This window comes from Streptomyces omiyaensis (assembly GCF_014650895.1).
Taxonomy (GTDB): domain Bacteria; phylum Actinomycetota; class Actinomycetes; order Streptomycetales; family Streptomycetaceae; genus Streptomyces; species Streptomyces omiyaensis.
Genome location: NZ_BMVV01000024.1, coordinates 99,572 through 122,561, shown reverse-complemented (window position 1 = coordinate 122,561; position 22,990 = coordinate 99,572). Strand labels below are relative to the sequence as shown.

General features: G+C 71.3%; 8 protein-coding genes. 6 read left to right on the top strand and 2 right to left on the bottom strand.

The features are described 5' to 3' along the window. Positions 1-262: 262 nt before the first annotated feature. The 4 genes from IE287_RS30370 (at position 263) to IE287_RS30355 (ending at position 1,925) form a co-directional block, all read left to right on the top strand. Entirely contained in the window at positions 263-607 is a 345-nt protein-coding gene (locus IE287_RS30370) for a hypothetical protein (protein WP_189852444.1), read from the top strand. Further along, positions 604-930 (top strand): hypothetical protein, encoded by a 327-nt coding sequence (locus IE287_RS30365; protein WP_189852443.1) that lies wholly within the window; start codon positions 604-606, stop codon positions 928-930. The genes IE287_RS30370 and IE287_RS30365 overlap by 4 nt, the downstream gene beginning before the upstream one ends. Then, entirely contained in the window at positions 927-1,631 is a 705-nt protein-coding gene (locus IE287_RS30360; protein ID WP_189852442.1) for a hypothetical protein, read from the top strand. Before IE287_RS30365 ends, IE287_RS30360 begins: the two co-directional genes overlap by 4 nt. A gap of 114 nt (positions 1,632-1,745) precedes the next feature. Beyond that, positions 1,746-1,925, top strand: coding sequence for a hypothetical protein (locus IE287_RS30355; protein ID WP_189852441.1), 180 nt, complete (start codon positions 1,746-1,748; stop codon positions 1,923-1,925). A 171-nt stretch (positions 1,926-2,096) separates the two neighbouring features. On the opposite strand, the gene IE287_RS30350 is transcribed toward IE287_RS30355, so the two are convergent. Together IE287_RS30350 and IE287_RS30345 are read right to left on the bottom strand one after the other, a co-directional pair. Next, positions 2,097-3,410 carry a ParB/RepB/Spo0J family partition protein gene (locus IE287_RS30350; RefSeq protein ID WP_189852440.1) on the bottom strand — a complete coding sequence of 438 codons (1,314 nt, stop codon included), beginning with the start codon at positions 3,408-3,410 and terminating at the stop codon, positions 2,097-2,099. Further along, complete coding sequence (locus IE287_RS30345; RefSeq protein WP_373307925.1) at positions 3,411-4,154, bottom strand: ParA family protein; 744 nt, start codon at positions 4,152-4,154, stop codon at positions 3,411-3,413. 453 nt (positions 4,155-4,607) lie between these two features. Here IE287_RS30345 and IE287_RS30340 point away from each other — a divergent pair, with 453 nt between their 5' ends. Beyond that, complete coding sequence (locus tag IE287_RS30340) at positions 4,608-21,884, top strand: helicase-like domain-containing protein (protein ID WP_189852438.1); 17,277 nt, start codon at positions 4,608-4,610, stop codon at positions 21,882-21,884. A gap of 766 nt (positions 21,885-22,650) precedes the next feature. After that, positions 22,651-22,884 (top strand): hypothetical protein, encoded by a 234-nt coding sequence (locus IE287_RS30335; protein ID WP_189852437.1) that lies wholly within the window; start codon positions 22,651-22,653, stop codon positions 22,882-22,884. Positions 22,885-22,990: the final 106 nt, after the last annotated feature.

The window sequence follows — 22,990 nt, the reverse complement described above, 5'->3', positions numbered from 1 at the left end:
GCGCGACCGCCCCCGCGTACGTACGAGTCGTCGACTCCGCCTGACCGCGGCCGAACCGTACGTGCCGCAAGAACTCGTCCGCCGCCGGCACGGGCACCAGCTGGCCCTCGTCCAGCACGGTCCAGTACCGCTGCCCCGAAGGCATCACCACAGGAAAGGGTCGGAGTCTTCCGAAGATCTGATGAGTCACGCGCCTTCAACGACAACCCCGACATGCACGACACGCCACCGTGAAGCGTCGTACACGGCACCCCACCTGTGGGTGAAGCGACAGTGCACGACGCCCTTACAAACCAGAGAGAACGTCCTGCAGTACACCGCCACCCAGGGCCTGGTCCTGGTGGCCGGCACCCGCGTGCTCGGCATCCGCCTGCACCCGGCCGCCGTCGCCGCCGCCCTCGTCGTGTCCGGGGCGACCCACTTCGCCGCGGACCGCCGCGTCCCCCAGGGCCTCCTGCAGCGCCTCGCCAAGGCGACCGGCAAGGAGCGCTTCTACAAACTGTCGGATTCCGGGATGAACGGGTCTTACTGTCTCGACCAGTCCTGGCACCACTCCTGGGAGACGCTCGCCGCGCTCATCGCCAGCGCGAAGGCCGACCAGCGGTGAGCGCCGACATCCCCGCGGCCGTCACCGCCATCCGCCTCGGCCTGCAGACCCTGCGCGACCACGCCCTGGCCGACACCGCCGACCACCAGGACCTCGCCGACGTCCTGGCCACCCTCTACGACGACCACCACGACCGCCGCGACGACAGCGTGCTCGGCCTCCTCGCCGCCCTGATCACCGACCTCGGCATCCGGATCGGCGACCGGACCGACGAGGACATCGCCGAGACCGTCGACGAGGCCGCCGGGTACGTCCAGGACGCCGCCGGCGGCCGCCTGGAGCGCGCTCGCGCCCTGCTCACCGCTCAGGAGGACCCCGCGTGAGCCTCACCGACCCCCACCTCGCCTACAGCGACTGGTCCGACCGCGGGTACCTGCGCGGACTGCCCCACGGCATCCTCCGCGACTCCCCCGAGATCGCCGCGCTCATCGAGACCCCTCCGGTGGAGGACATCCGCTTCCGCGGCGAGCACCTCACCGTCCACGCGACCACCGAGGAGGCGTACGCGCTGCTGCGGGAAGAGTGGTTCGGCCTCGGCGCCTCGACCTGGGTCCGCTTCCCCTCCCCGGCCGCCGCCCGCGCCTGGACCCACCAGGTCGCCGCCTACTGGCTGTACGACGAGGCCGGAGCCCGCCACGGAGCCGGCTTCGCCAGCTGGGGACACACCGGGTGGGCAGCCGAGCGCAACCTGACCGCCGGCCGCTGGCACGTCGCCGTCGGCACTCACCCCACCGTCACCTACCGCAGCGCCGAGATCGACGACCCCGCGACCGGCTGGCGCTTCCTCGCCGACGTCCTCGACCGGGCCGGATACCCCGCCGAGACCTGGCCCGCCGCCATGCTCCAGGCCCGAGCCGAGGACCTGCCCGCCCCCTCAGAGCAGCCCGAGCCGGACACCGCACCCGAGCCCCCGGCACAGTCGCCCCCGGCAGCCGAGCCCGCCGCCCCCGCGCCCAAGGACCGACTCACCCGGCTGCGCCGCCTTCTCCGCAACCTGCTGGTCATGTTCCGCCGGACCCGTTAGACCCAACATCCCTACGGGTGCCGGTCGGCCGGAATCCGCCCGCGCCGTCACGCCCGCACGACACGATGAGCCCGGGGCCACCGAAACCGGCCCCGGGCTCCCGGGGAGCAAACCATGAGCGACACCAGCACCACCACCGACGGCCCCGCCTACACCACCGAGGCGTACGCCGCCGTCAAGAAGGCCGTCGGCTCCCGCCGGGCCCTGTACGCCCCGAGCGTCCTGGAGCACGCCGCCAAACTGCTCACCGACCTGTGGGCCACCGGCGAGAAGCAGAAAGTTTTACGGCCGTAAAACTCAACCCGCCGACGGTGTGCAGGGAGACGGCATGAGGAAGCCCCCGCGGGCTCGGGACGGAGTTTCGCTGACAACGGCCCAAACCGCGGGGGCTCAGAGACCTCACGGGTCATGCCCGTCAGATGACGGTGCTTGCAGCCGCCCAGCTCACCAGGCCGGCAGCCCCGGCTACGAGGTTTCCGGCGGCTGCCTCAGCAGCTCGGCGGCACCGGCCAGCAGGTCGGCGATCTTCACTCGGTGCTCGTAGGGCGTGGACATCCCGAGATGCGCGGCAAGTCGTTCCTTGGTCCTCGTGTGGGCCAGGTACCTGACTGCGAACCGGCTGAACTGAAGGTCGTCCATGCGGCCGACGGCAACATCCATGACCTTGGCGCCGTCATTCCACTGCAGCAGTTCCTGTCCCGAAGACTCTTGCCGCACGAGCGCCGTCGAAGTCCGTGGCGGCAACGTGAGCGCCTCACCGTCAGTGTTGACCTGCTCCGCGGAAGGCTCTCCTGAAGACAGGCTTCGTTCTTCACTGGTCTCGGGTTCCGCTGCCGGCTCGGCCTCGGAAGCGGACGGTCCTTCCGAGGAGACAGCCGCCCTCTGCTCGGGGAGCGAGGTGCCGGGGTTCTCCGTCTCCGAAGACACCGGCTGGCCTTCCGGGTGAGCGCCTGCAGGTTCCTCGACGGGCGGCTTCTGTTTTACGGCCGTAAAACTTGCCGGGCCTGTAGTTGCCGCAGATCGGGCTCCGGGCTGTCGGGAGGCTTCCTTCGCAGCCTTCCGTGTCTGCGCCTTGGCTGCCTTCTCGGCCTTTCGAGCCTCCCACCAGGCGAGCTGGTTCTCGAAGTCGTTGGGGACATCGCCGTTCTTCACCAGCTTGCCGAGGGTCCTGGCGTCTTCGAGCGGGATGTCCCTGCCGCGCACCATGCTCTGGACTTCGGCGCAGAGGTAGGTGAGGTTAACGCGCTGGGTCACCCAACCGTCGGCGCGCTCGAAGTGCTCGGCGACGGCCCTGTTGGTCCCGAACTCCTTGACCATCGCGAGGATAGCGTTCGCCTCTTCGATGGGGTTGAAGTTCTGACGGTCGACGTTCTCGGAGACGACCGCTTCCATGAAGATCTTGCGGTCTACGGCGATGCCGTCGTCGACGACACAGTGGAGGGCGAGCATGCCCACCTCGGTCGCGGCGCGGAAGCGTCGTTCACCGCTGACGAGGACGTAGTCGACGTCCCCAATCTGTGCAGCGTGTTCGGGCCACAGCTTCAGGTACGCCTGGCGGCTGACGACCGGGCACGGATGGTTCTGACGTCGGGCGAGGCTCTTGCCCAGGTCGAGAAGTTCTTCTGGGGGACCGAAGTCGGTGCGCGGGTTCACCCCGTTCGGGGAGAGCCTCTGGAGTGGGATCTTCAGCAGCCGGCCGTCGGGGCGGGTGTCGGCGACCGGGGCTTCTGCATCGCCGAGGAAGTCGGCGAAGTCGTCATCAATGCCCTTGCCGGCCACTTAGCTCACACCCCACTTCTGGGCGCGGAGCTGGTGCTCAAGGGCCAAAGCGGAGAAGTCCGACTTCGCCTTGGTCGAGGTGTGATTGGAGTCGTACTGGGTGCAGAACTGGCCGCGGATGATGCCGCGGGTGTGGGGCTTGTAGTGGCGCACGGTGGTGTTGTAGAGCTCCCAGTTCCTCGCCTGGGCGAGTTTGCGGGTGCGCTCCATGTCGGCGGCGCTGTCGCGGGGGTCCCAGTCGTTGATGACGACGCCGTAGGGGAGCTGGCGGGGGATGAGGACGCGTTCGACGGTGGTGCGGGTGGGGTTGAACGCGGCGCCGGCGGCGGGGAGGGGGACGATGACGTCGTCGGCTACATCGAGGACGGCGCGAAGGGAGTCGCCGACGGTTCCGTCACCCAGGGGGTCGATAGAGGGGTCGTCGTCGTCCTCACCGTTCAGGGGCATGAAGCCGGGGGTGTCGACGATGATCATGCGGGCCTTGCCGCGGCGCAGGAGGCGCAGCTTGTCCGCGTTGCCGCTGGCGTTGATCACGCGGAAGGGGACCGGGCGGCCAGCGCGGCGTACGGCGTCGGCGTGCTCGATGCTGGTGGCCTGAGGGTCTATCGAGACGACGGCCACGGACGGGTTCTCCGTCTCCTCGGTCTCGCCGAGGATCTCGGCGTAGACCGCGGCGAGGTTGACCGTCATCAGCGACTTGCCAACCCCGCCCTTCCGATTCAAGACAACGGTGATGTGAGGCATGGTGGTTCTCCGATTACTTCCCGAGGGTTCCGGTACTTCGGACTGGGGCATCCTCTCAGACCTGCGCCGTCTCCCCGCACACCGCAGGTGGGTCGAGTTTTACGGCCGTAAAACTCCCTGACGTCTGGCGTCCCGTCTCACAGGAACTTCATGCGCGCTGTCCCGTCGCAACGAACCAAGTTGGCAGACGGTGCAACCGAGCCAGTTCCGGCAGAACCGCCCGGCTGCCCGGTCTCAAGGAACCCTGTCGGTCCTGGACCGCTGACCAGGGGTGACCAGGCTCGTTGAAACGAAACTGTGGTCGTCCTGTTCACGGAGACGAAGAGCGTTACTGACCGAGAGACGGTAATTGATCGTCGACGGGTGACCTTGATCGCCAGGGAGCGTTGAGCCAGGAGTGGCGCGCGTCTTCGCCGGTGCCGCGTCAAGTGTGTTGCAACGGGGAGGTCGCGCATGGGGGAGCGGTTCTCGACGCCGGAGGACGTGCGCGAGCACTGGCGCGACGGAGGCGATGCCTACCGGGTCTCCGAGACCAAGTCCGAAACCGATCAACGCCGCGCGTCCGCGCGATACCGGGCCAGCCGGACCCTCGACGCAGAACTGGTCGGGGAAGCCCTCCTCGTCGCCCGTGTGGAGCGGTCGACCATTCCCACGCCCGATCAGTACCTGTGGGGCGTCTTCCACGCCGGGACCGCGCTGCCTGTCGTGATGATGGAGTCCGGCCAGGTCGCCGAGCAGGCCCGTGAGCTCGCCCGGGCGATCGACGCGTGGCGAGACCCCGAGAGCGGTCAGCCCTTCGACTGGACCAGCGACGGCCTGTCCGACCGGCTCAGGTCGCCCTACGGGCGCGGGATGCTCGACCGGGCCCGTGGCCGCGAGCCGGGGCAGCGCTGGGAGGAGCCGCCGCCGGCCGAGACGGAGGAGTGGGAGACCGACGACGGGCAGACCTATACCTACGGCAGGGTCGACCGGGAGCTGCGCGTCTTCGCGCCCGGCGGCCTGCTGATCGCGCGGGCGGCCAGTCGCTTCGACGTCAGTACCAAGAAGGATGCGTGGATCGGAGAGACGCGCGACGGGCGCCGCCTGGCGGGGAGGTGGGAGCGTCACTTCGTCGAGCACGCGGTCCAGCAGCATCTGATCGCCCAGCGCGAGCCCGCCGATCGTGACGACCTGTGGATCCACTACACCGCCGACCGGGCCATGGTCCATGGCAGCGACCGGTACGACACCGACCTCAAGAAGGTCATGCGGTCGGCCGGGTTCACCTGGTCGGGCCACGCGCAGGCGTACGTCACCGCGAGCACGACCCGGGCGGTGGCCCGGGCGCAGAGCGTCGACCGGCTGGCCCGCGCGCTGTATGAGGAAGGCCGGGCCGTTGAGATCCGGGCGGACGAGGACCGGCTCCGCGGCATCCTCGCTCCCGCTGCCTCCGGGCCCGCCGCCGTCGCGGCCGCGACGGGGCCCGCTTCCCCTTCGGCTCCAGGGCCGGAGCCCACCCCGGCCCTGGAGCCGAAGGACCTCACGGACGAGCTGCTCGCCGCGGAACTGACCCGGCTGACCCGCGAGCGGGACGCGGCCGTGATCGGCGGCATCCGCCGCCGTCGGCTCGACGAGCAGCTGGCCCCACTCGTCGAGGAGAACCGCCGCAGGATCGTCGCCTCGTACGCGGCCCGGCCCGACCCGTCCGGGATGACGGAAGAGGAGCTGACCGCCGAGCGCGAGGAGCTGGCAGAGTCGCTGCGCGGCGACTACGGCAACCACCCGGTGAAGGTGGCCCGGCAGGAGAGGGCCGATCTCCTGGCGGCGGAGAACGGCCGCCGTCTCGCGGCGGATCTCGAAGCGCGGCCGCCGGTCCTCCAGATGACCGACGACGACCTTCGCGCCGAGGGCGAGATCTTGGCCAAGGGCCGCTACGACGTTCCGGCGGGCGCTGCGCGCGATGCCTTCGACGTCCGGCGCGAGGCGGTCGGCGTGGAGATCGCCGACCGGCACCTGAGGACCTGGGAGCCCGCGCAGGTCCCCGTCGGTGAGCTCGACGACATCGAGCTCACCGAAGCGATCGAGACCCTGCGCAGGGAGCGGCTGTACGACTCGGCGTTCGCCGGCCACCACGCCTCGAAGCAGCGCGTCGTGCAAGCCCACGAAGCGCGCCTGCACGTCCTGCGGACCGAGCAGAAGAAGCGCGATGCGACCGCCTTCGAGACCTTACTCAAGACCGACGGTCGGATCCGGCTGGAGAGCCGCTCCTACAACGCCGGTGCGAGCGAGGGCGACGTCCGCGTGTTCATCGATGGCCGCCGCTACGGCGACCTGGTCGAGGGCTACCCCGGCTGGAAGGGCATGGTCGTACTGGGCCGCGGCGCTCAGCACGAGGCGCTGTGGCGCACGGAGGCACTCAGCTGGCTGATCGAGCAGTACGAGGCCTCGCCCGAGACACGCGACACCCGCACCTGGGGCCCCGTGGTCGATGTCGAGCTGCCCCCCTCCCTCGTCGAGCACCTGACCACCCGGGACAGCGAGTACACCGCCACGGATGCGGCCGAGAAGTACCTGCTGGAGCGCATGGCAGACTCCCCGCGCAGCCAGTCGTGGGACGAGACCGGCAAGAAGGTCATGGTCCACGCTCTGGACCTGCCGGAGCGGACCCTGCCGGTGCTGGAACGGATGAGCCGCCGCCTGGTCGCCCAGCTCGACGAGGAACTCGACTCCGACGACCGCAAGGTGAAGGAGCGGGCCAAGCGGGCTCGCCCCAATGTGCTGCGCGGCCTGGACGACATCCGCGAGACAATGCAGGCACGCGGCCTTACGCCGCTGACGGACGCGGCCGCGCCGCAGGACGGGGAGACGAACGGTGAGCGAGTACGCGCAGACAGCCCGCCGGCACTGGACCACGTACCGGCCCCGGGAGCTGGCGCAGATGCCGGACCCGGAGGCGTTCTTCGCGGAGCTGGCGACGGCGGTGCAGGAACGGATCGCGGAGCTGACGCAGGAGCGGATGGCCGAAGCGATGCGGGAGACGGACCACGCCCGGCGGGCGGGGAAGCTGAAGGCCGTGCAGCAGATGGCGAGGGAGCAGGCCCTGCGGGAGATCGTGCTGGTGGAGCCGGAGGAGGAGAGCCGGGACGCGGAGCTGCCCCGGTAGCGGTCCGCTTCCGTCCCGCCTCGCAGGATGACCTGGCGCCGGCGGGGGAGCGGGCCAAGGCGCACGCGAACCTGGCCGCCGTCCGTACGCTCAAGCAGGTCCAGGCCGAGGAGCGCCCGGCCACGCCTGAGGAACAGCAGATCCTCGCCCGCTGGTCCGGCTGGGGCTCGGTGCCCGACGTCTTCGCCGCCCGCCCCCAGCAGGACGACCCCGTCTTCGGCCCGGGCGGCGAGCGGGAAGGCGGCTACGCGGCGGCCGCCGCCCGCTGGGAGGCGCTCTCGGATGTCCGTGACCCGCTGCGCGAGCTCCTGGACGACGCCGAGTGGCGCGCGGCAGCGGCCTCCACTCTCTCCGCCCACTACACGCCGCCCGAGGTCACCGCCGCCCTGTGGCGGGCCCTGGCCGACCTCGGGTTCGACGGCGGGGAGGTGCTGGAGCCCGGCTCCGGCGCGGGCGTCACCTTCGGTACCGCCCCCGACGCGGCCCGGCTGACCGGTGTCGAGATCGATCCCACCAGTGCCGCGATCTCCCGGCTCCTCGCGCCCGGCGTCACGGTGCTGAACGAGTCCTTCGCCGACACCATCGCCCCCGACGGCAGCTTCGACGCGGTGGTCGGCAACGTGCCGTTCGCCCGTCTGACCCTGTTCGACCCCACGCACAACAAGGGCCGTCACCGGATCCACAACCACTTCCTGGTGAAGTCGGTGGCCCTGACCCGGCCCGGCGGCGTGGTCGCCCTGATCACCTCCCGGCACACGATGGACGCCGAGCGGGACGCGGCCCGCCGCGAGCTCTTCGAGAACGCCGACCTGCTGGGCGCGGTCCGCCTGCCGAACAAGGCCTTCGCCCGCTCCGCGGGCACCGACGTGGTCACCGACATCCTGATCCTGCGCCGCCGCGCCGACGGTGAGACACCCGGCGACGCGTCCTGGCTGACCTCCACCCGCTGCGACGTCGGCGGCAACACGCTTCCGGTCAACGACTACTTCACCGCCCACCCCGAGCACGTGCTGGGCACCCTCACCTCCCGTATGGGCGCGCACGGCCCGGAGGTCGCCGTCGACGGCGACCCGGACGTGTCCATGGCCCTGAACACCGCGCTGAGGCAGATCACCGACCGGGCCGTCCTGGACCGGCGCTGGTACCAGCCGCACCCCGACGGCCCGCACCGGCCCCCGCTGCGGCTGCGGCCGGCCGCGACCATGACGGACTTCACCGGCCGCCTGTCGAGGGACGCCGACGGCAAGCTGTGGCAGGCCAGCAGCAACGGCGACCCCGTCGCCATCGACCTGCCCGATGCCGAGCACGCCCAGCTCGCCGCGCTCATCGAGCTCAAGGACCTGGTGCGCGGCCTCAACGACCTCGACCGTCGCGGCACCGACACCGGCCTGGCCGACGCGCAGCGCCGTACGACGAAGGCCGCCTACCAGGCCTACGTCGCCGAGTACGGTGCTCTCACCCGCCCCCGGCAGCAGCAGAACGCCACCGTCCGCGCCGAGGACGGAACCGAAAGCAGTCGGCTGACGGGCTACGGCTACTTCCTCAACGACCCCTCCGCGTACGAGGTCCTGGCGCTGGAGTGGTGGGAGGCGGACACCGAGACCGTCCATGTCTCCCAGGTCCTCGACCGGGCCCCGGCCACCCGCCGCAGCGTGCTCGGGCAGCACACCGACGACCCGCAGCAGGCCCTGACCGCGGTCGTCGCCGAGCGCGGCCACGTCGACCTCGACCACATCGCCTGGATGCTCCAGGTCGAACCCGTCGAGGCCCGCCGGCTCCTGGGGCGGAGCGTGTTCACCGACCCGCTGACCGGCGACCTGGTCCACAGTCCCGACTACCTCTCGGGCGACGTCCGCGCCAAGCTGGCCATCGCCCGGCAGGCCGCCCGCCGAGACCGGGCGTACGAGACCAACGTCGCCGAGCTCGAACGCGTCCAGCCCCGCGACCTCCTGCCCGGCCAGTTCGCCATCCGCCTGGGCGCCGCGTGGATCCCCGACGACATGGTCCAGGACTTCTTCCGGGGCTACCTGGGCGACCCGCACCTGACGATCCAGCACTCCGGCGGCGGGAACTGGCACATTCTCGCCGGCCGAGGCCTCGCCGAGGAGGACAAGATCCGCCACGGCGCGGGCGGCCTGTCCGCCCTCGCCATGGTGGCCAAGGTCCTGAACGGCGGCGCCATGACCGGCCGGCCGGCGGACGACGAGGAAGCCGCCCGCGCCGTGCGGGTGAAGGCGGACGAGTTCCGCGACGCTTTCGAGGCCTGGGCCCTGGACGACTCCCTGCGCGCGGCCCGGATCGCCGAGATCTACAACCAGCGGATGAACGCCCGGGCGGTACGCGACTTCACCGGCTCCGCCCCCTCCCTGGCCGGGCTCGACCCCGACTTCACCCCCTATGACCATCAGCTCGCCTCCGCCGCGCGCATGGCGCACGAACGCTGCCTCGTCCTCGCGCACGTGGTCAGCGCGGGCAAGACCGCGACCATGACCATCGGCATGATGGCCATGCGTAACTCCGGGCAGATCAACAAGCCCATGGTCACGGTGCCGAACTACCTGGTCGAGCAGTGGGAAGACACCGTCCGCAAGCTCTTCCCGACCGCCCGCATCCTGGCCCTGACCAGTGAAGATCTGGCGGACGGCAAGCGGGACCGGATGCTGGAGTACATCCGCTCCAACGACTTCGACCTGATCATCACCTCCCACAGCCTCTTCGACTCCATCCCGCTCTCCCCGGAGTTCCACGAGCTCTACAACAACGACGAAGCCCGCCTGCTGCGCGAGCAGATCACCCGCGAACGCAAGCGCGACGGGAAGTCGATCAGCCTCAAGCAGCTCGAAGAGCGCGGCAAGCAGTTCGAGGAGGAGCTCAAGGCCCGCGCGGCCGCCGTCCGCACCCCCGGACAGGTCTACCTCGACGACCTCGGGATCGACTTCTTCGCGGTCGACGAGTTCCACGAGTACAAAAACCTGGCCGTCCGCTCGAAGATCCCCGGCGCCCGCGTGAAGGGATCCGGCAAGTCCCAGCATGTGCACGAGGCCCTGGAGTGGGCCCGGATGAACAAGCCCACCGGGCCCATCGGCGTGCTGGCCACCGGCACCCCGCTGTCCAACGCGATCGGCGAGCTGCACACGCTCGTGCGGATGGCGAACCCGGACTTGCTGCGCGAGATCGACGCCGAGCCCTTCGACGCCTGGGCAAGCATGTACGGCACCACGGTCGAGCGGATGGAGATGACCACCGACGGCAAGGGCTTCAAGGCCGTCGAGCGCTTCGCCTCCTTCCACAACGTCCCCGCCATGGTGCGGCAGCTGTGGTACCCGCTCGTCGACTACAAGAGCGCCGAGGACCTGGGCCTGAAGCTGCCCTCCGTCAAGGGCGGCGAGCCGGAGCTCATGCTCGTGCCGGCCACCGCCGACCAGCTCCAGCGCATGCAGGAGCTCGGCGAGCGCTACGAGACCTTCCGCAGGGGAGGGGTCGACAAGAGCGTCGACAACCCGCTGGCGATCAACAACGACGCCCGCGTCATCGCCATGGACTCACGGCTGACCGACGCCGATGCCGAGCCCGGCAACAAGCTCGTCGCCCTCGCGGACCGCATCATCGCCAAGCACGAGGAGACCAAGGACAACCGCTACACCTACAGCGCCACCGACCAGCGCCCCCATCCTGTCCCGGGCGCGCTGCAGTTCGTCTTCCTCAACAACGGCACCCCCGGCGGCAAGAACCGCGGCAACTTCAACGCCTACCAGGAACTGAAGGACCTCCTCGTCGCCCGCGGCATGCCCGCCGAGAAGATCGCCTTCATCCACGACGCCGAGCGGGCCGACCAGCGCATCAAGCTCCAGCACAACGCCAACCACGGCGGCATCAATGTCCTGATCGGCTCGACCATGCGCATGGGCAAAGGCCTGAACGCGCAGAACCGTGCGGTCGCGCTGTACCACGTCGACCCGGACTGGCGCCCCTCAGACATGGCCCAGCGCGACGGCCGCATCGTCCGCAACGGCAACCAGAATCCCGAGGTCGAAGTCGTCTGGATGGCGACCGAGGGCACCTTCGACTCCCGCATGTACGGGCTGCTGGCCACCAAGGCCAAGGGCTTCGACCAGCTCTACAAAGCCCGCCTCGACGGCACGGCCGACGAGATCATGGAGGTCGACGACGCCAACCTTCCCTACGAGGAAGCCATGGCGATCATCTCCGGCAACCCCTACCTGATCGAGCAGGAAGAGCTCCGCAAGCAGCTGCGCACGCTGGAGCTCGACCAGCGCAACCGGGCCACCCAGCGGGCGATCATCGGCAAGCGGCTCCGCGAGCTGCATCGCGACATCGAGAACCTGTCGTACGACATCCCGCGGCGGGCCCGCGTACTGCCGCTGCTCGAACCCGTCCTCGGTGACGACTTCCGCATCACCCTCGCCGGAACCGAGTACACCAAGCACAAGAACGCGGCCAAGCCCCTCATGCAGCTGCTGGCCGGAGTGGGGCAGAGCCTGCCGGCCGGCCGCACCACCGCCCCGGACGCGAAGCTGGGACGTCTCGGCGGCCTCGACCTGGTCGCCGTGGCCTATCGCGAGGACGACGGCACCGTCTTCGTCCGCCTCCACCTCGACGGCCTGCCCGGCATCGTCCAGCGCTCCACCCTCGCCGAGCTCGCCGACCTCAAGGGTGAGACGGTCCTGCGACGCCTGGTGAAGACCATCACCGAGGCACCCGAGCGGCAGACCGAGGACGAAGGGAACCTGGCCGCCAAGCGCACCACCCGCGACCAGCTCCTCATCGACCGCGAGCGGCTGCGCGGCCAGGTCCAGGGCCTGGGCCGCGCCCGCGAGCGCAAGAGCCTGGTGGACAGCCTCGTCGCCGCGCAGGCCGCCCTCAACAAGATCGGCAAACCGTCCAAGGATGAACCGGCCGACCTCACCACCAGCCGCCACGAGGCCACTGCCCGCCGCGACGAGCTGCAACAGCGCCTCGATCGCCTCGCCGCCGAACCCGCCCCCGAGTCCTCCAGCGAGGCGGGCGCGATCCTGCGCGACATGGACGACGCCGGCCCCCGGCCCGACCCCGCCTCCTACACACCCGTCCAGGCCGAGGCGGAGGCCGCTCTCCTGCGGGCCCACCTCGCCGTTCACGGCCACGACGCGGAGGTCGCCGCCCGCCTCGCCGCACTCGGCGACACCACCGAACTACCGCTGCCTGCAGCCGCTTCCCTCACCGGCCCGCAGCCCGCCCCTGAACGCCCGCAAACGCCCCTGGAAGACCTGATCGCAGGCTTCGGGGACCGTGTCGCCGTCGGTCACATCGGCGGGCCGCAGACAGCCGCTGAGGCCGCCTCCCGCACGAGCGAGGCCCCGACCGACGAGCCGACCGAAGAACCCATCCCGGACCCCGAGAACCGGGCCGAAGAGCCCGCACCGGCCCCGCCGCCGGCCGAAGACCCCGGCCAGGCCGACAGTGCGCCCGCGCTAGACGACGACCCGTACGGGACGGCCAACCTGTTCGACGAGTTCGGGCTGCCCCGGCCCGATCGTGTCCCCGTTCCGGCCCCGCCGGACAGCCCCTCTCCCGACGAGCCGCAGGAAGAAGCCGTCGGCGTCCCCGAGGGGCAGATGAGGATGGACGACGCCGCACCCGCCGAGCCCGCGGCGGACGAGCAGTACGAGCGGCTCACCAGCGCGGACGGACAACTCACCTTCACCCTCGCCCGGGTCCCCACCGAGACCGTGGAGGGATACCAGCGGCGCTACGAGGAGCTCGTCGCCGCCGTGGAGAACCGCAACGCCCAGACCAGCCAGAGCCGCGAGGAACGCGACCAGGAACAGGCGAAGTGGCAGCGCGGCTACAAGGCCTCCAACGGCCTGGAGCCGTGGCGGCCCGCGCCCGCACTGCGTCTGACCCGTCGCACCGACACCCCCGGTCTCACCCCACAGGAATACGCGCTCGGTTCCTGGGTGACCTGGCAGGACACCGCGACCGGCACACAGGTAACCGGACAGGTCATGGCGCCCGGTGCGTCCAAGGACACCTGGTTCGTCAGCACCGACCGCACGGTCGTGACCGGCGAGTACCACGTGCTCTGGCGCGACGGGAAGAAGTCGACCGGCTACAGCTACAGCATCAACGGGGACACGGCCGACCTGCGGCCCGCCGCCGGGCCGCCCGAGCCGGTGCCGTTCGAGAGCCTGCCGGCCGTCGACGCGATCCCCGCCCGGCCTGTCGCCTCGTACGCCGACCATGTGCCGAAGGAGGGCATGGCCATGGTGCGCGAGCCGGTGCCGGTCTTCGTCGGCCCCGACGAAGACCGCGGCACCGAGGTCGTCTTCCCGGTCACGGCCGACCACATCCCCTTCGTCGTCAAGGTCGGTCAGCACGCCGCCTCCGGCACCCCGCTGTATGCGCTGCGCGTGGAGGTCGACGGCCAGACCATCGCCGAACTGGGGAAGGAGGAGACCCGCGCGGCCGCCGTGGACGAGGCCGTCCGCGTGGCCCGCCGGGCCAGCGAGTTCGCCGCCAAGCCCCTCCACGTCCGAGGCCGCGACCGCCGCCTCGACGTTGCCGAAGACGGCATCTGCGCCCGCTGCAACCGGCAGTTCGACGGCGACACCGAGGAGCAGAAGCTCTACCGGGTCGACGGCGGAGAAGCGACGTGCTCCACGCACATCGCCGTGTCCCTCGACGTCACCGTCGCAGAGGTACAGGGCCTGGGCATCGCCCGCCGTATCTGGGCGGCCCGCACGGCCCCCGAGCCGCAGAGCGATTCCACCCCGGCCCCCGCCGAGGAGCCGCCGTCGCCCGAGCCCGACCCGGACGTGCCCCGCCTCGTCGACCGCGCCACGATCGGGCCCGGCGACCTGGTCACCGTCACCCTGGACGTGCCCGGCGTCGTCGCCATCGGCGACCTGGAGGTGCCCGGTGCCGTCCGCGTCACCGGCTACCTCCACCCGGCCTTCCGCGCCTACCACTCCGGTGCCGTCCTGCTCGACTCGGTCATCCACGACGCCGAGGGCAACGAGGTCGCCACCGGAGCGGACGTCACCGTGCGGCTCCTGCCCTCCCGGATCGAGCTCACCCCGGCCGGACACCGCCCGGACCTTCGGCCCGAGATCCGCACCGCCGGGCAGCTCCGCCTCGGTGACTTCATCGCCGAGGGCGGTACCCGTGGTGAGGTCGTCACCGAGATCCGCTACGCCCACACCACCCGCCCTGCCTCCGGCTTCTCCAGCCGCGACGTCGCCACCGGCACGGCCAACCAGTTCTCCCTGGCCAACAACTTCGAGGTCCTGGTCGTGCCGCGCGAGCGCCGCCGGCCGCAGGACGTGGCCGAGGTCTTCGGCAGGCACCACGGGGCCGCCGACGTGGCCGCGCAGACCCGGCAGACCCACGAGCGGCACATCGCCCTGGAGCAGGAAGCCGCCCGGTTGTGGCCGGACGGCGACGGTCCACAGGACGAACTGCGCGCGCTGCGCCGGGCCGTCGCCGCGATCGAGCCCGAGGCCTCGGCCAGGGAGGCCTACCGGGCCAACGCCGCGGCGACGGCGGCTGCGGCCGCGGCCGCCACCGTGCTGTTCGACGCGGTCGACGACACCATCCGCTACCGCGGGCTCGGTGAACCGCTGCACCGCCTGCGCCAGCACCTCGACGTGCAGATGCACCGACTGCACGCGGATGTCGCCTACCTGACCGAGCGGGCGGCCGCCGAGCCGGCGGCGAACCCGAGCACCGCTGACGAGCCCACCCCGCCCCAGGAAGGTGAAAGTCACCGACTGCGCAACACCGACGTCCACCTCGACGAGCACGCAACCGCCCGGACCAAGACGGTTACAGCCCCGCAAGCAGCTACTGAGTTGGTGGTGGGTCTTTCCGCCAATGAGTTGGAGCAGGCTGCGGAGGTGTACGAGCCGGAGCGAAAGCTGGCGGCGCTGCGGGCGATCGAAGAGGGCGTGGTGCGGTGGTCGTTCCGCACAGGCCTGTACTCGATGGGCAAGGACGCCGAAGCTTCGCCCCGCGATGTCGACTGGGCCTGCGGACACGGCTTGGCCGTCCACGTGGAGTACGGGCGGGGCTATCGGGTGGAACTGACGACACTGGGCCACGGGTGGCTGGTAGCACTGGCTGAGCGCGTGAGCGATACCCAGGGCACTGTGGAGCGCTCCCAACCCGCCGACCTGCCTGCTGCGCCGCAGCTCCGTGAGGCCGTAGAACAGGGCGCGCAGGACCAGCCAGTCGAACGCACCCAGGACGGGGGAGGCGCGGCCTCCCAGGGCACGGGCGAGATGGAACAGCTCGGGTTGTTCGGCGATCCGGTACAGGGCCCAGCGGAGCCAGAGAAGGCCGCGGGCAGCGGGGCCTCGTCTGCTGATGAACCGCTTGCCCAGTCGGTGACGACCAGGGGCGGGGGAGAGGCACAGCTCCAGGCGGCGCTCATCGAGGGCGAGACGATCGCCGCCGTGTCGTTCACCGACCTGCGCGAACCGGCGGCGGGCTGGATTCTGACAACGGCGGGCGGACACACGTTCCGGCTGCGCCCCGTGCCGTCTGTCGGCCCGGATGAGGATCAATGGGAGGCCGGTCACGACGCTGACGGCTCCTACTGGTGGGCCGCGAACCTGGAAGACCGGCCCCTTACCGCCGTGCTGGCGCGAATTCGTGAGGACTCGGCGACCCGTACCCGGTTCGCGTCCCTATGGTCCCGGTACGGGCACCTGACGGAGCAGGCCACCCCGTTCCAGACGACCACGGACCGCGTCCAGCTCGAAGAAGGCGTGTACCTGGTCCGCCGGTTCGGCCGCGTCGGCCTTATCGCGTCGTGCCGGTGGGGCTGGGAGCACCTGACCGACCCGGACGGCGGGCAGGGACACACCGGTGAGGACTGGGCCCGGAAGGGCCCGGATAACCGGCAGTACGTCGCCGAGTGGCAGGTCTGGCATTCCGCCCAGGAGGCCATTCCGAACGCGCGGCTGCGCGTCGTGGCCCAGCTCACGGACGACATGGCCGACACACCGGACGCGTACTGCGATGCGTCGGCGCCGTACGTCGGCAAGTGCAGCTCGAAGCGCTCGGGTGCCCGGTACAGGGTCGCCGTCGACACCGAGCAGGGCAGCGAGCTTGGCCACTACACCGTATGCGCGCGGTGCCTGTCTCACCGCCTCCTGAGCAACGAGGACAGGCGCATCGGGCACCGCGATGTTCAGAGCCTCGTGCAGGCCCTGGCCCAGGGTGATCCGAAGGTGGTCGACCTGCACTGGAGGCAGTGGTCCGACCGGATTGCTGAGCTTGCCGGACAGATGCTGTCGGCCGCGCTGGATGCCGGGGAGACCGCGCCGTGGCCCGCGCAGGCTCTGACGAGCCGGATCCTCGCCGAGGCGTGCGAAGCGGGTGACGACCGCGCCATGCGTCAAACGCGAGCGGAAGTGAAGGCTGCGGGCGGGAACGCGAAGGCGCAGAAGAAGGCGGCGGATAAGGCGTTCGCAGCCCGCCGGGACCGGGCCGCGCTGGTCGCCCGGCGTGGCGCGCCCCGCACGGAAGCGGCGAACGAGGTCGAGCGCGTTGCCGTCGCAATCCTCGGACTCGCCGGCTGGGGGGCGGAGGGCAGCGGCGCGGCGCCGGAGCCTGCCGAGGAGACGCCCGTGGTCGTCGACGTCAATACGCTGACCGTCAGCCCGCTGTACCTCGACGGCGAGCCGTCCTCGTACCAGTTCACCGTCACCGGCCCCGGGCTGACTGTCGGCACGTACGAGATCTCCCACGACGCCCAGGGCAAGGGCGCACGGGGAATCATGTGGCGGGCGAGCTGGCACGGTGTCGAGCCGTCGGGCCGGTGGGACGTGATCGGCATCGGTTCCGGCAAGGGCAAGAACGCGGCCCTGGCGGCCGTCGCTGAGCATGCGGCCAAGGCAGGCGGGGACCTGACCGCCGGGTTCGCCGTCGCCCGCCGCATGCACTACGACGCCGGACTGTGGCTGCTGCCGGACGTCGGAGAGTCGGAGGCAATCGAGTACCACCCCGACGGCTCGTGGACGATCACCGCCGAGACCGGCGTCCCGTACACGGTCCGCTGGGAGTGGCAAGGCCACACCGCCTCCGGTGACTTGGCGCCGCTCCTGATCGAGGACCAGTCGGGGGCCTTGATCGCATCCTGCACCGCCGTCGACGGCTACATGTCCGCATGGGCGCCGATACTCGACCGGCTCCGCCTCCACGCCTCGTCGGTTGCTGACAGGGTGCCGCACGCCACGGCCGTCACCCTCGGCGGCCCGGGCCGAGACTGGGTCGAGGCGTGGTGTGTGTGCGGTTGGACCGAGCGCACCGAGACCGCCACGTACGCCGACCGCGTCCCCGCCGGTGAGGCGCTGGTTCAGGCACACCACTCGCAGACGCCGACAACGGATGCGGCTCCGCAGCCCCTGGCAGTCGTGGTGACGCCGTCGCTGGACGACGCCGCGCAGACCGAAGCCGCTGAGGCACCGTCCGCCGCTGAGCTGCCGGAGCTCGACGTGGTGCTCCTGGACGTGGACGTGCCGCCGCTCGACCCCGCCGAGCCGTACAGCACCGACGAGGAAGCGCAGGCGGACATCGACCGGCTGAGCGAGGCGTTCGCCCGGTGGGACGAGCTGCCCATGGTCCAGCGCTACTACGACACCGACCGGCAGCAGCGATTCGGCGGCCGCGGCGCCCCGACCAACCCGGTGGCCCACCTGGCGGCGGCGTACCAGGAGGCCGCGCAGTCCCTGCGTGACGGCCCGGCGGGCTCGCCGGACGACCTGGTGCGCCAGGTCCACACGGTCGCGGTCTGGAGCGGCGCCCTGGAGACCGTGGTCGGCGAGAACCTGCGCGGTCCGCTGAGTGCCGTACGGGAGGCCGCCACCCTTCTGGCCTCCCGCTCGCAGGCCACGGTGAAGACCTTCGAGGCGGAGCTGGCTGCCCTCACTGCGAACTCCGCAGAACAGGACGCTGTCGGCCTGGAGAGCCCGGCCGCCGAGCCGGAGCCCGCCGAACAGGCGCCCGTGGACGTCGACGACGAGACGGAGGTCCCGGCGAGCAGCACCGAGCCCGGCCCAGGTGCACCGGCCGCCGACACCGACGCGGAGCCGGCAGCGGCCGCGACGGACGGCGTCACGGATGACGGTCCGGCGCCGGAACCCGAGGAAACACCGGAGCCACCGGCCGCCGTCGACGACGCCTCGGAGCACAAGGTCGCGGTGCCCGGCGAGGACACGCAGGCCACGACGAGCCCGGAGCCGGTGGCCACCCCGGACCCCACTCCTGCGCCGGAGCAGGCAGTACGGGCTCCGGACACGGAGGCTGGTGCCGAACAGCAGGGCACGGAGCCTGCCACGCCCGCCGGCCCCGGGGAACCTCAGAGCGGGGAGGGTGCCCTTCCGCAGACGTCCCCCGAGGAAGCGTCCGCGTCGGACGCGAGTGTCGACAGCTTCGACGTCCAAGACCCGCCCGAGCCCCGGCCCTACACCGAGGTCTCCAAGCTGCCCGCCGACGCCGGCTTCGAGCTGCGCTTGTTCGGCATGGACGGGCAGGGCCCGAACCGAGGGGAACTGCTCCACGCCGGCACTACGGTCGCCGTGGTGCGGCCGTCGGCGTCGGGGCGCTGGTTCGCCCGGCTGGCGGGCGACGGACTTCCCGCCGACGTCACCGCGCTGAGCGACTCACCGCAGGAAGCTGCCCACCAAGGGGCGATCCTGTTCGCGGCGCTCACCCAGACGCCCTACGGGCCCCGGCCGGCCGCGGCCACTGCCTCCGGGCCGGTGTCGTGGGGGGACAGGATCCGTCTGGACCTGCGCAACGTGGCGGAGTCCCACCTCGTGACGATCACCAGGGCGGCCGCCCGCGTGCGAGCGGACTACACCCAGATCCCCCAGTTCCGGGAGCTTCAGCGGCGGCTGACCGAGACTGCCCGGGCCTACGCCGACGCCCACAGCTCCGGCCGGATGATCTCCAACCTCGCTTCGCTCCAGGAAGCCGTCGTGGCTTGGAGGGCCGCCCTGCCGCAGGATGCGGCGGCCGACGAGCGGCAGCACCTCGCCTACCCGCTGGCCCACCTCCAGTACGACGTCCAGGGCCAGGCGGAACGCCTCCGGCTGACCCTGGAGGCGGCGCAGGCCGAACGGGCCGCAGCCCAGGAACGCACTGCCGCGCCGAAGGCGCCGGCCGAACCCGTCCCCGACAGCGGCGTGCAGACGGCCCCTCAGGCCCCGGCTGCACGTCCCACCGCCCCGAAGGACTCCGAGATGGCCACACCTCCGCGTACTGAACGGCCCGTGCCCGGGCAGAACGCCCCCGCTGAGGGGCGCCGAGAGATCACCTCGGTCACCCCGCTGCCCCAGTACGCCCAGCACACGGTGCACTTGCGCGGCGATACCGTCGCCGGGTTCACCACCGGCGAGCTCCGCCGCGACGATGTCGTCATCGCCACGGTGCACCGCACCACCGGAGGCCTGTGGTTCGCCCGGATGGACACCCTGGAGATCCCCGACATCACGACCCTGGTCGACACTCCCGAGCAGGCCGCCCTGCACGGAGTGGTGATGCACGCCGTCCTCACCGGCACCCCGCTGGGCGACCCGGTGACGGCGGCTCCCGGGGCTGAGGGCCGGGCACCGGGACAGCAGGTGCAGGACGAGGCGCAGGCCTTCGCCGACCGGCATGCCCGGGCCATCGAGACCGCGGTGCGCCAGGTGACGCCGAACTTCCTCGCCAACCCGCACTATCTCCAGCTGGCCGCCTCGCTGGCGGCCGTGGCCGATGCCGAGGGCCGGGGCCCTCGGCAGATGACCGAGGACCTGCGTGCCGTCGAGGAGGCGGTGAACGCCTGGGGAAACGACCTGCCTCTCACCGCGTACAGCCCGCTTCGGTCGAACATGGCGTTCCCGCTCGCGGAGCTGCTCTACGAGACCCGGCGCCTCCAGGCGAGGGTCGAGGCGACGAGGCAGGCCGTGCAGGCCGCGGACACGGCTGCGGCTGCGGCTGCGGCTGCGGCGCAGCAGAGCAGCGAGAAGACTGCCACGGCTCCCGCAGCTCCGGCCCCTGCGGCCGTGGACTATGCGCAGGGCCCCGGCCTCGTCATCGGCCTGAGGCGCGACGGTGCAGGCGTGAAGGCGAGTTTCTCGGGCATCAGGGGCAACTCTGATTACCCGCTCGCCGGGATCGTGGCCGCTGACGTGCCCAGGCAGGCCCTGGACAGCTCTGTAGACGTGCCCGTGCCGATCCGCCCGGCAGAGCTGGCCGATCGGCTGGTCTCGTCCGAGGAGACGGAGGCCTGGCTCGCCGCACACCTGCCCGGCGGAGCTCTGGCTCCGGCGTGGGAGTCTCCCAAGGTGCGGGCCGCGCTGGTGGAAGCAGTCCGCGATGACTGGCGCGACGCACTGACCCCCTGGGCGGGGGAGGTGGCCGACTGGCTGAAGGCCACCGTCGCAGATCACGATCACCTGATCCGGATGGCACACGAGGCCGCCGACCTCGCCGAGTTCCAGGGCCGGTTCGCGCAGGCCGCCGACTCCCTGGTGAAGGACAGCGGCGATGAGCTGCGGCAGTGGGCCTACCAGCGTCAGCGCGACAGGGTGCTGAACATGGCGGCGCCGGGCGTCTACCGCGTGCTGCGCGACCTTCCGCTGCCCGCCGGTACGGAGGCCCCCGGCCAAGAGGCCGCCACGGTCCAGGCGCCGCAGCCGGCGGCCGCACCGCTGTGGGGTACGGACGAGCTTCCGGTGTCCGGGTATGCCGAGGAGGCCGTCCTCCCGGATGGCGCCCCCGCCGTGCCGCAGGCCTTCGTGGACGCCGTCGCGGCGCTCTTGGAGGCCTGGGACGAGCAGGTGCCGGACGGCGTCACAGCGGCAGAGCTGCGCGAGGAGGTGAGGCCCGACCTTGCCGCCCTTCAGGCCTTCGTCACGGAGGCCGCCGGCGAGGCGCCTGCCGTCGCCCCCGCCGGTCCCCAGCCGGTGCAGGTCCGCGACGAGAACCGGGAAGCCGCGGCCGTCACGAAGGCGTTGCAGGACGCGGACAGCCACGGGGACGCGCTCCAGGAACTGCCGGAATGGCGGCAGATCCAGAGCGTCCGGAGGGCGATGGGACATCTGCTCACGGTCATCAAGGAGCGGGCAGGCGAGCACTTCGACCGTCTGCTCGGCGACCGGCGGGCCGCCGGCTTCCTGAAAGAGGTGTCCGTCCGGGTCTGCGAGGGGATCGCGCGGGTGGCGCAGCGGGCTGCCGACAAGCTCCGCGGCGACGGACCGCGACGAGCCGGGACCGGCGAACGGCGCGGGGCTGAGGCGCTGCTGCGCCTCGGCGATGCCGCGTCGGCGTACAGCGCCCCGCGTGGCGGCCGGGGAACCCCGCCGCCTGCGGAGGCCGGAGTCGGGCGGGAGCGGCAGCTGGACGTTCCGGCCCTGCAAAGGATGGGTGAGGCACTGGCCAGGCCGATGCCAGGCCGGGTGTCGGCAGCCGCCGCCCGCGGCAGGTCGACGACCGTCAGGCGGCCCACGGCGAAGCCCGCTGCCCCCGGCACGGAGCAAGCTGGGCACCTGCGCCGAGGCGGACCCGACCAGCACCAGCAGCGCAAGCCGCAGCGCTGACCCCCGTCCCGCTGTCCCTTCCTCACAGGCACCAAGTGGGAAGGGGCAGCGGGACTGCACCTCGGCCTCGGTGGAGGGATGCCGGAGGCGCCGCCTTGGAGTGGTCAGTCTGGCCAGATAACCCGCGTGCCATGCGCTGACCCCTTCGAGTGGGTGGCCTCGAACTTGCCGTGAGTGTCCCGTCGACCGTGGTGATCGCCCTCCGGCGAACAGGTCGTTACGACTGCGCGTGCTGGTCGTTGGAGGCGTTATGGATACACGTGAAGGTTCTCGGCTCTGCGCGATGTGCGATACCGGCCTCCTCGGCGGCACGGCGTACCTCGTCGACGGCATCTGGAGGAAGGCCCGGCGTGAGCCCGCCCGTTTCCTGATCTGCGAGTCCTGCTATCAGCGGGGGCGCCCGGATCCGGACACGGGTCTGACCCGGGCGGTGTCCACTCGGCAGACGCAGTCCATCGAGTGGCGCGGCCTGGCCGGCCGGGGCGCGGCCCTTCCTCCGCAGGCGTGCGCCGCGGGCTGCGGCATGCTCGTAGTGCGCGGGGCCGAAGCGCTGATGCGGGGGGTGACGTGCTCGCGGGCGTGCCGGACATCCCTCACGCGCACACGTAACGGCGGGCGCGGATCCGGCCTCCCCTGCGGCGCCTGCGGCGAACCCGTGACGGCTGGACGTGCGGATTCTGCGTACTGCAACGCCGCGTGCCGCCAGAAGGCGTACCGCCGCCGGCAATCCCGTCGGCCATCGGCGGTGCAGGAGCTCACCGCCGCAATGGACCCGTTCGTAGCCTCCGCCGCCTGCCTGGACATCTCACAGACCCTCTACCGGGCGCTGTACCGCGTGCAGGCCACACATCTGCGCGGCCACGATCCAGGCGATGCCCTCGCCGCGCTCGCCTCCGTGGACCCCGAGCGGGTCAAGATCCCCGACACCGAGGACGGACTCCGGCTCCGCGCCGCCCTCCGCGGCATCCAGGCAGCTCGAAATCTTCACCCACATCCGTAACGGCTCCGATAACCGGCACGCTCAGCCGTAACAGTCCACTCGTCACCTCCACGGAGATCGGACAGCGAGCCTCCTGGAGGGAGAGCGCCAGTCACCACAGGAACTC

What these genes read in the sequence shown, in the direction of transcription:
- IE287_RS30340 (WP_189852438.1), top strand. Translation starts at nt 4,608, where the DNA reads ATGGGGGAGCGGTTCTCGACGCCGGAGGACGTGCGCGAGCACTGGCGC.
- IE287_RS30335 (WP_189852437.1), top strand. Translation starts at nt 22,651, where the DNA reads ATGGACCCGTTCGTAGCCTCCGCCGCCTGCCTGGACATCTCACAGACC.
- IE287_RS30355 (WP_189852441.1), top strand. Translation starts at nt 1,746, where the DNA reads ATGAGCGACACCAGCACCACCACCGACGGCCCCGCCTACACCACCGAG.
- IE287_RS30345 (WP_373307925.1), bottom strand. Translation starts at nt 4,154, where the DNA reads ATGCCTCACATCACCGTTGTCTTGAATCGGAAGGGCGGGGTTGGCAAG.